This window comes from Woronichinia naegeliana WA131, assembly GCA_025370055.1.
Lineage (GTDB): Bacteria > Cyanobacteriota > Cyanobacteriia > Cyanobacteriales > Microcystaceae > Woronichinia > Woronichinia naegeliana.
In genome coordinates this window covers 2,861,502-2,874,463 of the sequence record CP073041.1, presented here as the reverse complement: position 1 = coordinate 2,874,463, position 12,962 = coordinate 2,861,502, and the positions used below count along the sequence as shown (strand labels likewise).

16 protein-coding genes are annotated in these 12,962 nt (G+C 41.9%); 7 read left to right on the top strand and 9 right to left on the bottom strand.

Annotated features, from left to right (window positions below):
- Window positions 1-103 precede the first annotated feature (103 nt).
- Both KA717_14680 and KA717_14675 read left to right on the top strand, forming a co-directional pair.
- Window positions 104-571 carry a CYTH domain-containing protein gene (locus tag KA717_14680; protein UXE64668.1) on the top strand — a complete coding sequence of 156 codons (468 nt, stop codon included), beginning with the start codon at window positions 104-106 and terminating at the stop codon, window positions 569-571.
- A gap of 70 nt (window positions 572-641) precedes the next feature.
- On the top strand, window positions 642-1,295 hold the full coding sequence (locus KA717_14675) for an NAD(P)H-dependent oxidoreductase (protein ID UXE63712.1): 654 nt from the start codon (window positions 642-644) through the stop codon (window positions 1,293-1,295).
- 57 nt (window positions 1,296-1,352) lie between these two features.
- On the opposite strand, the gene hypB is transcribed toward KA717_14675, so the two are convergent.
- The 9 genes from hypB to KA717_14630 all read right to left on the bottom strand — a co-directional run bounded on the left by hypB (window position 1,353) and on the right by KA717_14630 (window position 10,073).
- On the bottom strand, window positions 1,353-2,204 hold the full coding sequence (hypB, locus tag KA717_14670; GenBank protein ID UXE63711.1) for a hydrogenase nickel incorporation protein HypB: 852 nt from the start codon (window positions 2,202-2,204) through the stop codon (window positions 1,353-1,355).
- A gap of 496 nt (window positions 2,205-2,700) precedes the next feature.
- Entirely contained in the window at window positions 2,701-3,249 is a 549-nt protein-coding gene (locus tag KA717_14665; GenBank protein ID UXE63710.1) for a transposase, read from the bottom strand.
- 412 nt (window positions 3,250-3,661) lie between these two features.
- Window positions 3,662-5,377, bottom strand: coding sequence for an SUMF1/EgtB/PvdO family nonheme iron enzyme (locus KA717_14660; protein ID UXE63709.1), 1,716 nt, complete (start codon window positions 5,375-5,377; stop codon window positions 3,662-3,664).
- Between the two features lie 10 nt (window positions 5,378-5,387).
- Entirely contained in the window at window positions 5,388-5,594 is a 207-nt protein-coding gene (locus tag KA717_14655) for a hypothetical protein (protein ID UXE63708.1), read from the bottom strand.
- A 25-nt stretch (window positions 5,595-5,619) separates the two neighbouring features.
- The gene (locus KA717_14650; GenBank protein ID UXE63707.1) at window positions 5,620-5,910 is read right to left on the bottom strand and encodes a hypothetical protein; all 291 of its coding nucleotides are present in this window, start codon (window positions 5,908-5,910) and stop codon (window positions 5,620-5,622) included.
- A gap of 52 nt (window positions 5,911-5,962) precedes the next feature.
- Complete coding sequence (locus KA717_14645) at window positions 5,963-7,390, bottom strand: transposase (protein UXE63706.1); 1,428 nt, start codon at window positions 7,388-7,390, stop codon at window positions 5,963-5,965.
- A 283-nt stretch (window positions 7,391-7,673) separates the two neighbouring features.
- Entirely contained in the window at window positions 7,674-8,717 is a 1,044-nt protein-coding gene (locus KA717_14640; protein ID UXE63705.1) for an IS630 family transposase, read from the bottom strand.
- 77 nt (window positions 8,718-8,794) lie between these two features.
- Complete coding sequence (locus KA717_14635; protein UXE63704.1) at window positions 8,795-9,463, bottom strand: hypothetical protein; 669 nt, start codon at window positions 9,461-9,463, stop codon at window positions 8,795-8,797.
- A 259-nt stretch (window positions 9,464-9,722) separates the two neighbouring features.
- Entirely contained in the window at window positions 9,723-10,073 is a 351-nt protein-coding gene (locus KA717_14630; protein UXE63703.1) for a hypothetical protein, read from the bottom strand.
- A 239-nt stretch (window positions 10,074-10,312) separates the two neighbouring features.
- Between KA717_14630 and KA717_14625 the strand changes: the two genes are divergently transcribed.
- The 5 genes from KA717_14625 to KA717_14605 all read left to right on the top strand — a co-directional run bounded on the left by KA717_14625 (window position 10,313) and on the right by KA717_14605 (window position 12,840).
- Window positions 10,313-10,513, top strand: coding sequence for a Dabb family protein (locus KA717_14625; GenBank protein ID UXE63702.1), 201 nt, complete (start codon window positions 10,313-10,315; stop codon window positions 10,511-10,513).
- A gap of 330 nt (window positions 10,514-10,843) precedes the next feature.
- Window positions 10,844-11,017 carry a hypothetical protein gene (locus tag KA717_14620; GenBank protein ID UXE63701.1) on the top strand — a complete coding sequence of 58 codons (174 nt, stop codon included), beginning with the start codon at window positions 10,844-10,846 and terminating at the stop codon, window positions 11,015-11,017.
- Window positions 11,018-11,147: 130 nt separating this feature from the next.
- Window positions 11,148-12,023: an alpha/beta hydrolase gene (locus KA717_14615; GenBank protein UXE63700.1), complete on the top strand. Its 876-nt coding sequence runs from the start codon at window positions 11,148-11,150 to the stop codon at window positions 12,021-12,023.
- Window positions 12,024-12,080: 57 nt separating this feature from the next.
- Complete coding sequence (locus KA717_14610; GenBank protein UXE63699.1) at window positions 12,081-12,443, top strand: ferredoxin--nitrite reductase; 363 nt, start codon at window positions 12,081-12,083, stop codon at window positions 12,441-12,443.
- 13 nt (window positions 12,444-12,456) lie between these two features.
- Window positions 12,457-12,840: a DUF309 domain-containing protein gene (locus KA717_14605; protein ID UXE63698.1), complete on the top strand. Its 384-nt coding sequence runs from the start codon at window positions 12,457-12,459 to the stop codon at window positions 12,838-12,840.
- Window positions 12,841-12,962 lie beyond the last annotated feature (122 nt).

Below are 12,962 nucleotides of genomic sequence, written 5' to 3'. Positions count from 1 at the left end.
AACCTCAGCAAGCTAAACCAGAATCTCCGTAATCCTAGACGACATTACCTAAATTTAGGAATAATTGAGAATCACGGTTTTTGCTTATTGTCTTAAATTGCTAATGGCCATCGAAATTGAACGTAAATTCTTAGTAATCGGGGATGCCTGGCGTTCTCTTGCCGAAGGACAGGTTTACCGTCAGGGCTATATCCCCACCCAAGATAAAACGACTGTGCGGGTTAGAGTGGTAGGCAGTCAAGGTTACTTAACCATTAAAGGCCAATCCACTGGTATGACCCGTGCTGAATATGAATATCCCATTCCTGTCACGGATGCAGAAACTATTCTCCAAACCCTTTGTCAGCCACCTCTGATTGAAAAAATTCGTTATTGTATTCCCATAGAAAATGTCATTTGGGAAGTCGATGAATTTACCGGGGAAAATCAGGGTTTAGTCTTAGCTGAAGTGGAGTTAGAAGAGGAACAGCAAACCGTTAATCTACCGGATTGGGTTGGGGTTGAAGTCACCCAGGATGCTCGTTACTACAACGTTAATCTGGCTCAATGTCCCTATAAACAATGGGTCTGAGCGATCGCTTTTCCCAATCTTGCCTCCACCAGTTATCATAAGCAGCAAACAGTACTTTTTTCTTTAACGTATGAACGCGATCGCAGTTACCGATTTACTAGAAAATCTTAATTGGCGTTATGCCACCAAGAAATTTGATAGCACCAAAACGATTGCAGCAGAAACCTGGGCTGCCCTAGAGGACTCTCTCGTGTTAACCCCTTCCTCCTATGGACTGCAACCTTGGAAATTCTGGGTAATTACCAACGCAGAACTACGGGAACAACTCAAGCCCCTTTCCTGGAACCAATCCCAGGTAACAGATTGCTCCCACTATGTCGTCTTTGCCATTAAGAAAAATCTAAGTCTTGAGCATCTTGATCACTTTATCGCTCGCACCGCCGAAGTTCGAGGAATTACCGTAGAAGCGATCGCTGGTTATCGCAATATTATGGCCAGTGATGTGATTTACGGGCCTCGCAGCTTAACCGTTAACGAATGGGCAACCCGTCAAGTCTATATCGCCTTGGGTAATTTTATGACCAGTGCGGCAATGATCGGAGTCGATACTTGTCCGATGGAAGGCATTGAAGCACCCAAATATGACAAGTTACTAGGACTGTCAGAAAAGGGCTATGCCACCGTGGTGGCCTGTGCGGCGGGTTATCGTGCCGAAGATGATAAATATGCCAATCTCGCCAAGGTCAGATTTCTCAAAGACGAAGTAATCGAAACCCTCAGTTAAGCCTTTGCTCTCAGTCAGCAATAGTACGGGGCTAGGGTTAAGGCAAGCATGATGACTCTAGACTGTAACCTTCGCTTGAGAATGAGTTTTTAGCCAATCATACCAACTGTCTAAACCGGCCCCCGTTGTTGCTGAAACCTGAAAGATCTGTAACTGGGGATTGACCTGCCGAGCATAGTCCAAACAGCGATCAAGATCAAAATTGACGTAGGGCAACAGATCAATTTTATTGAGCAGCATGACCTGGCTGGCCCGAAACATATGGGGATATTTTAACGGTTTATCTTCGCCTTCCGTGACCGAAAGAATAACAACCTTGGCCGCTTCTCCTAAATCAAAAAGAGCGGGACAAACTAAATTGCCGACATTTTCAATCATCATAAGGGAGTGATGCGCCGGATTAAGGGTCTGTAAACCCTGTTCAATCATGGCCGCTTCCAAATGACAGCCGGTTCCGGTATTGATTTGCACGACCTCACAGCCCGTTTCTCGAATTCGTTGAGCATCGTTAGCGGTGGACTGATCCCCTTCAATGACATAGATGGGAATTTGGGGTTGTAAATCCTGAATAGTGCGGACTAACAATGTCGTTTTTCCAGAACCAGGAGAACTGACTAAGTTCAGAGCTAAGATCTGATTTTGTTGAAAGTAGTAACGATTTTGAGCCGCTAATAAATCATTTTTAGCCAAAATATTTTCTTCTAAACTGATCCTCGTCCGATGTACCTGGGCATGGTGATGGGCAGCTTCCTGGTGGTGATGATGAGCTTCAGGGCGATCGTGGCTATGGCTAATTACAGTACCATCCGGTAAGGTATGATGGTGTTCGTGAATGCTGGCTGTGGTCTGAACGGGAAAATGGGTGAGAACGGTTTCGGCTTCTTCGGAACAACCACAAGTTACACACATATTACCTCCATTAAGACTGAGACGGGTAAGGTCTATAGACTTTCTTACTCTAACCTAACTCTTAGCAACCAGGCCCAGAATCTTGGGCATCGCGGCGATCGTATTGGCCAAAAGTGTCCTGTTACGATTTATCGTCCTGGCGGATAGTTTATTGGAAGGTACGGATATGAGTGGTAAGGTTTCAATGGATCAATTATTGCAGTTGATTAGTGGAAATTAATTGATCGGCTTTTTGGGCTAAATTCGGATAAGACGGGCTGAAGTTTCAGCAAAGCTTACTAAGCCAACCCATCTTGTTTTATTTGCGGATGCTCTTAAAGACATCAGACATCGCTTGATAATTTTTAGTGGTTTCGTAGGGGTTTGGTTTCCAAATCCCAATCTAGATTTATGTTTGAAAATTTCGTAGGGGTTTGGTTTCCAAATCCCAATAAAAACCATCTTTAATCCGTAGGATTTTGGTCTCCAAATCCCAATAAATTTCATCCTAAGATTATCATTTAGACGGATTATGAGGATGGAGTTGATCTGTTGTCCAATGCAATGGATTTTCGATAATATATTTTCGTAAAATTTCTAAAGATTCCTGACTACGAATAATATGATCATAATAATTTCGTTGCCAAACCCTAACTCCTTCCATCGTTCGTTTTTGATTAATGAGCTTAGTTGTTTGATATTTAAAATAAGCAATGATTTTACCTAATTTTGTTTTCTTTTGATAAAAAAGAGGTGGTTCTTGCTTGTAGATTGTAGAGTTTTGAGTGCTTATATTACGATCAAAATTAATAACAATGCCGTGAAAATGATTTGGCATAATAACCGCCGCATCAATATCTATACTCTGAAAATGATTTGGCAATTCACTCCAAATTTTATTAACAATTTCTCCGTATTCATTCAATTGAAGCATCCCATTTGTGATATTGCCTAGTAAACATTCTCTTTGTTGAATACAGATGGTAATAAAATAAGCACCTGACTGATTATAGTCATAGTTTTTAAGGCGCATTGTCTTTCGATTTTGGATATTTTGATTGTGCATTGCAATTTAAATGTAAACAATAAAATTTTTCCCTATTTAATTAGAAATTTTGTAGGGGTTTGGTTTCCAAATCCCAATCTAGATTTATGTTTAAAAATGTCGTAGGGGTTTGGTTTCCAAATCCGAATAAAAACCATATTTAAACAGATCAAATTCATTTCAATTGTTTAATTAATTTAATGCGTAGGGTTTTCCCAACCCTTTTCAATATCTATACAAATTATTCTACAATATTGAGTCGGGAATGAGGAATTGTCAATTTGGGGATTAGGGTAGAGATTTTAGGATAATTAGGTTGTGAATTGATGATTTTGGGGGATTTGGAGATTTTGGGGGATTTGGAAACCAAACCCCTACGGCGGCGTTGGGTAGGCAAAGGGAAAGAGGGTAAAAGAGCAAAGGGTAAGGAATCCTAGAACGAAGAAAGAACCAAGCGAAAACCGATGAGGTCGAACCTGAAGTCCGCATCGAACCAGTACCGATCCGCCGAACGACAGAGCCTCGAATCGAAGAACCAAGAACCACCGCGCAGTACACGCAAAGAAGCATCACTAGATGACCATATAGTATTGCCGTTGTTTTTGATGTTCTCTGGTTTATTGGCATAGCTATCGTGATAGGGGTCTTCGCACCATTCCCACACATTGCCACTCATATCGTATAACCCCCAGTCATTTGGCTTTTTCTGCCCCACTGGATGAGTTTTTGAACCTGAGTTCTCGTCATACCAACCATAGTCTCCCAATTTTGCAGCATCATCTCCAAAATAATAACGAGTTTGCGTTCCCGCCCGACAAGCATACTCCCATTCCGCTTCCGTTGGCAGACGAAAATCTTTTCCTGCTATTAGTTGATTAAGCTTTTTACAAAACTCCTGAGCATCATTCCAACTAACTTGTTCAACAGGATTTTTAGGGTTATCTTTAAAGTTAGAAGGATTTTTTCCCATAACCGCTTGATACTGTTCTTGAGTCACGGGATATTTCCCTAGATAAAATTCCTGTAATTTGACTTGATGTTTGGGTTTTTCACCGTCATATTCATCCGATCCCATCGTAAAACTACCTGCGGGAATTTTGACCATTTCTAGCTTGATATCGCCTGGCAGAGTTTTGGTTAAAATTTGGGGACTGCGAGACGGGGTGACTAGGAGAGAGGGAGAAGATTTTGAAGAAGTATCTTCAGTTAAGTTTGAAACAGGCTTAAAAGATTGAGTATCAGGTGATCTTGTCCAAATTTGTCGTAAAGCTTTCAATGCCTGAGCATCGGCTGGAGAAACCGCTAAAATCCTTGTCCATAACTGCTCTGCCAAAACGAAATTTCCTTCTGTTTGAGCTTCAAATGCCGCTAATTTTAACGTTGCTACATCTTGTAAAGTCGCCCTATTAGGCAATAAAATCAAATGATATTTAAAAGCAGGTTCAACCACAGCATAGGGATTTTGTTTAGGCTTACGATGGGATTGATTAATCTCTGGAATACGATACCGTAAACGTTGCTCCAATCGTTCAACAGTGGCACAATTCCCTACCCCTTGAATGCGTAAAGCTTCTAATAACGCATAGGTAAAAGAACCTTGTTGCAAAGCCTCAATTTCATAGGAACGTTCACTCGGACTACAGGAAGCCAAAGTAATCACACCTTGCTGTTCTTCTTCGCCCAAACCAATGCCCTTAGAACCACCCTCATTGCGACAAGCATCTAATAACAAAACCACATTATCGGCTCCACAACGGCGCAATCTTTCGCTGACATAACTCAAAGGAATAGCAGTTTCCTCAATTCCTTCGGGGTGGGGATCGCCATCACAAGGCAACAAATAATCCTTTTCCCCATGACGCATTCCGTGACCACTAAAGAAAAACCAAAAATTATCCCCACTACTCAAAAAAGCTTTCTCAAAACGTACCCGCAAAAATCGCCGCAAAGAACCAAAAGAGGGTTGAGAATTAAAGGGTTTACCCGCATCGGTAATGGCTGGAGAATTGTCCGTAAACAGATAAACCTGGTCAAAACCGACTTCGGTAAAATAGTCGCGCATGGCTTCTGCATCTCTCACCGCATAATTGAGGGGAGAAAGATTATCGTATTGATTAATGCCGACACACATCGCCCAATTTTTTGCCATTGAAAATCTGTTAAACGTGATTAACGGAAGAAAGCTTGACGGAATTAGAATATTGTAACCAATCTTGCCACATTGCAGGATCGGCCGGTTTACCATCCTCTAACAATTGTAAACTTCCTAATAAAGCTCCGATTTCATCCGATTGAGTGCGCTCATAATAAGTCTCTAGGAATAAAATCATTGCTTGAAAAGCCTCTGTTGGTGTTAACTTTTCCATTTTCAAAATTTCCTCCATAAAAAATCTATTGAATTAGTCCGGTGGAACGATACCAGCGACGTGACGATGAATTAATTCCCCCATTAATAATTTCCCCTTTTCTAACTTGTACCCAAATCTGCTGGCCATTAGGAAGAGATTTTGCGTACCAATCGTTACCCCATTTGTCCATTCCTAAATAATTTTCCTCATCCATAGCCGTATTAATCAGTTGTTGACGATTGTTAACCGTGTCCTCTGTAAAATGTCCTTCTGCATCCCGAAAAATATGGGCTGATCGTTGAGTTAATCCTCGCTCTAAATGAATACGTTTCATAATTAAAGGAACTGGACAGTGGGAAGTTTATGGATGCCAGATAAGGTAATGACTATGCGACGAAAGTAAGCATATCAGGGCTTGGGGAAGAGGCAAGTTTAGCGGTAAGGAATTTAGGCAAAAGCAGACTGGGTGGACTTTGAGGAAAAATCATTTGGGCTTGATGTTGAAGGGCTAGTTGAGCAATCCGTTCACTAGGGTAGCCATGGGATGGTAATGTCCGAAACCATCGAGGAAAATTAGCCCAAATCCCCTGGGGTAACTCTAAGGCGAGAATTTGAAGTAGCCCTAAAGCAATGGCATTAAGGTTAACAAAACGCTCAAAGGCTTCTACCTTGTTTAAAATCTGAGTCTGAACAGCTTGTGGATAGTCACTGAGGATAAGATTGCTGGGCCAGGTAGGTAAAGTAGGAAGACTCTTAAGCCAAAAACGATAGGCAAAGCTGCCCAAAAGATGGACTAATTGACGAAAAGTGACTTCAATCTTAAATCGGAGACCGTAAGCGGCAATAATCTCAGGTCCAGTCAAACAGAGATCAGTAGAAAGCAGAATCAGTCGTCGTCCGTTAGGCAATTGGGTCAGAACAAACTTGACGAGCTGATGGGGACTATCCCAGTGGAACTCAAAGCACTGATAAGAAACCGTGACTTGTTGACCATAGAGCCAGACTTTAGCTGTCGGAAAGTCCGCCGCCAGAGCGAACAGCTTTTCTAGTTTTATCGAACTCCCCCAAATCCGTGGTCGTCCTCTCCCCGTCAGCGTCGGCACGGAACAAAAGGGGGCATAGGCGACGGTGGAGCAACGCACTCTTGTGATTAGATGCAAGGCGTTCTGGCGAAAACTTTTGAGCACTGGTTCGCAAGCAAAATAAGCATCCAAAATTACATAACTCCCTGCCTCTGCGTAAGTAACACAAAGGTCAGCCATTTTTGTCACCAGGCTCGTCTTCACCTTTTTTTTGCCTTTTCCCTCCCCCTTCTCGGTTGCTTTGGACTTGATGCCATCGTCTAGCCGCAACACTAAGGGCAAGGCAAAGCAGGCTTTCCCTACTCCCACCAAAATACTCAAGGCATTGAAGTAATGACCCCTTATCCACTCTGGCTTGGACACATCTTCCGATTCTTGGTGTAGTCGTTTTACACCTGGCATCTTGCGTCCTTCTTTCCCCACTTTGATGCCATCACCCACATACACCCGTTTCCCTTTAATTCTGTATAGACTTTCATGCTGACTTAGCCACTTTGACCATTGTAAAGTTAGTCCTTCGACCCTAAACGCCTTGGAATCAAACCAATGTAGAGCCTGATTGTAGTAGCTCTCTGTTAAGCCAATGGCATTGACATAGCTAGTTATTGCGCTGGGTTGGCTGTTGAGCACTACTCCCCAGACTAACAGGATAAACCATTGGAACGTTGCTTCTCGGCTAAAGGCTGGACGGAGATTATTGAGGATTTGCTCTAGTCGCTGACATAGTTGCATAATTGATAGATAGCACTGGCTATCGATTTTCTTATATCAGCCAGTTTCGGACATAACGGCACTCTTTTGTATCGGATGTCCGATTTTCTTTTCTCCACTTACACGCCTCGAGAACTTCCCACTGTCCAGTTTGGAATTGCTGTATCCGTTGGTTAGAGATTGACGGCATTCAAACTATCGTTAATTTGACCTCCAAACACAAACATATTCTTTCCTTTCTTGGCTCTTCATGTCAAAAGTACTACTTTGTCTCTTGACTTACCTGCGGAATGTGGGTTATACTTCAAACGTTCATAATCTGAGATTTATCAAAGCGTTGAAATCGTAAGGTGAGCAAAGAATCAAGCTCCTCCTTATATTTTGCGTTAGCATCTTCAAGACATCCTGAAATTGCTGCAGAAAACTGCGTAAAATCTTCATAATATTTTGCGTATAAACACTTCTTCTTCACAAACTTCCACAGTCTTTCAATTAAATTCAAGTTAGGAGAATAAGGAGGTAAGTACAGTAACTCTATTCCTAATGATTCTGCCAACTCCTGCACAATTCGGCATTTTTGATAACGAGCATTGTCTAATACCAACGTAATCGGTATTAATAGTCCTAATTCTGCTATCTTTTCTAGGAGTTCACAAACCTGAGTTCCCGTAATATAAGAACTGTTCGTTACCATAATTACTTCATGGGTAATTGCATTTAATGCTCCTAACACATTAAAACGTTTTCTCCCTGATGGTGACTTAATAAAAATCCTTTTGAAGCACCATATAAAATTTACAAATGCTCCCATTACAAAATGAGAGGCATCTACAAAGAAAACTGCCCTTTTTCCTGCTTTTGCCTCTTCTAGCCTTGGTTCTAGCTCTTTTTCTCTATAGCTATCCTGAGCTTCTACATCTGCTTTTGATGGAATTGTTCCCACCTTTAGACACCTCATTCCTATTGACTTTAAAAATTTTCTGACTTGCGTTGGACTTCTTTTTATTCCCGTTAATTCTTCTATTCTTTTTACTGCTTCATTTATTCTTGCTGGTGGATTTGACTCAAAATATGCCTCAATTGTCCCTTGATGCTCTGTTAACTCGCTTTTCGGGCGATTAAATTTTATTTCTTTTAGTTTTTCTATCCCGCCCTCTTGATAATCACGGATATAGCTTGTCACCGTATTTACTGAAACTCCTGCGAATTGAGCAATTTTTTGATGAGATAATCCCTGACTTTTTAACCATAAAACTTCCATCTTTAGCTGTACTCTAGGATGCGGGTGATTAAACCGACCGTAAGACAACAGTCTTTTGTCTTCTTCCGTAAATTCTAACTTAATCATTTCTCAGCCTCTTGACTACTTTTTCTATTTTTACTATATTATCTCTTATTTTTAAAATTCGCAACTTGTGACCGTGTTCAGTATAGATGCAAGGCGTTCTGGCGAAAACTTTTGAGCACTGGTTCGCAAGCAAAATAAGCATCCAAAATTACATAACTCCCTGCCTCTGCGTAAGTAACACAAAGGTCAGCCATTTTTGTCACCAGGCTCGTCTTCACCTTTTTTTTGCCTTTTCCCTCCCCCTTCTCGGTTGCTTTGGACTTGATGCCATCGTCTAGCCGCAACACTAAGGGCAAGGCAAAGCAGGCTTTCCCTACTCCCACCAAAATACTCAAGGCATTGAAGTAATGACCCCTTATCCACTCTGGCTTGGACACATCTTCCGATTCTTGGTGTAGTCGTTTTACACCTGGCATCTTGCGTCCTTCTTTCCCCACTTTGATGCCATCACCCACATACACCCGTTTCCCTTTAATTCTGTATAGACTTTCATGCTGACTTAGCCACTTTGACCATTGTAAAGTTAGTCCTTCGACCCTAAACGCCTTGGAATCAAACCAATGTAGAGCCTGATTGTAGTAGCTCTCTGTTAAGCCAATGGCATTGACATAGCTAGTTATTGCGCTGGGTTGGCTGTTGAGCACTACTCCCCAGACTAACAGGATAAACCATTGGAACGTTGCTTCTCGGCTAAAGGCTGGACGGAGATTATTGAGGATTTGCTCTAGTCGCTGACATAGTTGCATAATTGATAGATAGCACTGGCTATCGATTTTCTGGCGTTGCTGACTTGAGGTATGAATCTCTAAAGATGCAATTTTTAAAACATTGACTCACACTGGTTTCTAGATGTATGCAAAATTCTATTTCATACCCTGATTAAGCAACGCCGATTTTCTTATATCAGCCAGTTTCGGACATAACGGCACTCTTTTGTATCGGATGTCCGATTTTCTTTTCTCCACTTACACGCCTCGAGAACTTCTCACTGTCCAGTAAAGGAAATTATGGTGATTTACGTTTAAATTTAAGCGTAATCGCTCCCTTACCGCCAAGTTCGCCGCCAGTCCCCAATAAACTGACCTGACCCTTGCCATTCACTTCAACCACTAATTCCACCTCGTCCAATTGCATTTTAGCTTGGGATTGTTCCGCCTTCTCGAAAGCCGATTCCACTACGGACAAAAATTCCGTCATATTTTGCTGTAAAGTTTGGGCAGAAACCTGATGGCGATTTCTTGCTGACTGTGGCTCAATTCCCCGATAGCTTGGGCCAGTATCGTAACCCCCTTTACTGCCTAACTCGTCATCTGTGCGATCGCTGGTAATAATCCAAAGACTGGGTTCAGTGTTCATAAATATCATTAATTTCAAGAAACTTTATCAAAAGTTTAAACCCTTTCGGCTGACTCTAACCAACGTCCCGTACCCAATTGATATTTTTGATTCCAGAGTTGAACTTAAAAATTTAATTGGCTGTTTTGTCGTCCTGTTTCCCCACCCTATGGTTAAATCCGTCTTTCAGATCAATTTTTTTACAAATAGAGTCGATAATGAAGAAATCAGAACTCATCAACACCTAGCTTTTAGTACCAATGACCGATCCTCATCCAAGTCGTCCTCAAGTATGCCATACCGTCTTTTTTCAATTCCGAGAGGATGCTTTACCCTCAGAAATTGAACAGTTTTTTGCAGCAATGGCCGAACTCAAGACTCAGCATAAAGTATCTGGAATTCTTTCTTTTTCCTATGGGCCTCAAAACAGCCAGGAAGGATTAAACCAAGGTTTTAACTAGGGCTTGCTGAATAAGTATAGAACCCTTGCCGGATAATGCTTTCAAGCATTTTAAAAACGATCAGGTGCAAGGTTATGGCCTTTGGAGGCTCAAAGCCCATGCACGTCGTTGGAAAACTGGGGGTTGAAATTGGAAACAACTCTCTGAAGTCACCATTTTTCGCCTCCTGTGGCATCTAGGTTCGTTTTGTGGACTTTTTCAGCAGACCCTATCTAGTGTTGTGATGGCTAATGATGCCTGCATATAGCGTGTAAATTTTAAATCATTTATTTTCTCCTAATTGGTACGGAATATGGGCTATGGGAAAAGCTTCATCAAAATACGGTTTCTATGCTGCTCTTAGTTGGGGAGCAAGATCATAAATTTGTGGCAATTAACCGTGAGATGGCCTTGACTTCTCCTCAATCTCAATTAGAAATCTTTCCCCATTGTGGCCATAACCTCCATTTAGAGAAAAGTACCATTTTTGCCCATTGCCTAGCCAGGCGATTAGATTGTAGCTAGGTTAAGATCTAGGCAGCGATCGTAAATTGCCGATCAAACTGACAAACTCACTCTCTCAAGAATCCCTTTTAATAATTACTCTTTTTAACTGACTATGATTGAACCCATTGGTGTTGAGAGAAATTCTGTTGTGACTTCCTTAGGAACGATGGTTTATTATTCCCCTACGAAATTTCCCTGGGTAAACGAAACAGAAATGTTAGAAAGCGATCGACCCACATTACTCTTTCTGCATGGTTTTGGGGGTGGTTCCTCTGCCTACGAATGGTCAAAGGTCTATCCTGCTTTTGCAAGAGAATATCGGGTCTTAGCTCCTGATTTACTGGGTTGGGGACGCTCAGACCATCCTGAACGTCAATATTCTCCCCAGGACTATATCACCACGATTTTAGAATTTATTGAGAAAACCTGTTTACAGCCTCCCATTGTGGTTGCCTCTTCCTTGACGGCGGGGTTAACGATTCGGGCCGCCATTGAAAAACCCGATCGCTTTCAATCCTTAATTCTTTGCGCCCCCACGGGATTATCAGACTTTGGAGAAGACTATCGCAGTAATTTCTTTGCCCAGATTGCCAGTGTCCCCATTCTGGATAAGTTAATTTATAGTATGGGCATCGCCAATATGACGGGCATTATGAACTTTCTCGAAACCCGACAATTTGCCCAGGCCAATCGCATTTATTCAGAAATTGCGGAAGCCTATCTGGAATCGGCCTCAGAACCCAATGCCGAATATGCAGCCCTCTCCTTTGTACGAGGCGATCTCTGTTTTGATTTAGCTCGCTATCTACCCCAGTTAACTATTCCTACTGCCATCTTTTGGGGCAAGGAATCCCAATTGACTGGCCCAGAACTCGGTAAGCGTTTAGCCGCCTTAAATCCTGACCAGATCAAGACCTTCATTGAACTAGAAGATGTGGGACTTACGCCCCAATTGGAACTGCCGGCGGTGACGATCGCCATTCTCCAGCAATGCCTAATCTCGTTCCAAAATATGGCAAGATAGATAAGCATTCTTGTTTTCTGATTCTTTATTTTATCGTTACAGCTGTTAGAGACAATCATGACCACCGCCGATTTAGAGAAAAATGATAAAACGCTAGAGGCAATGAAAAACTTTGCTGAACAGTATGCCAAGCGGACTAATACCTATTTCTGTAGTGATTTGTCGGTGACAGCAGTGGTCATTGAAGGCCTAGCCCGTCATAAAGAAGAATTGGGATCTCCTCTCTGCCCCTGTCGTCACTATGAGGACAAACAAGCTGAGGTCAAAAATACTTTTTGGAATTGTCCTTGTGTGCCCATGAGAGAGCGCAAAGAGTGTCATTGTATGCTCTTTTTAACACCGGATAATGATTTTGCCGGAGATGCCCAACACATTGACATAGAATTGGTTCAGGAAATTAAAGCTAGTCTAGCAGGTTAATACAACTCATTTAATGGATTTTTTCCGCTTTTGGCAGGGTATCGAACAGTTTAATCAAGGGGATTTTTATGCCTGTCATGATACCCTCGAAGCTATCTGGATGGAAGCGATCGCCGTTGATCGTAATTTTTATCAGGGCATTCTGCAAATTGCAGTCGCTTGTTACCATTTAGAAAATTACAATTGGCGCGGGGCCGTAATTTTACTGGGCGAGGGAATTAGACGCATTCAAGACTATCAGCCCACCTATCACGGCATTGATATCAGCGATCTATGGCAGCAAAGCTATCAATTACTGCAAACCCTACAACAGGTTGATCCAGCCCAATTAGACACCTTTGTAGAAGAGCATTTATTGAAAGGAGAAAAATTGTTTCCTTCAATTCAGAACAGCTAAGGTTTTAACCCACATTCAGCAGGTTATTTTGAATATTTTTTATTTAACCTAATCCTTTCATAGCTGGTTGACTGACAAAACATGGAGCATTAATGCTTGAAACCCTTAGCTGATAAGCATTA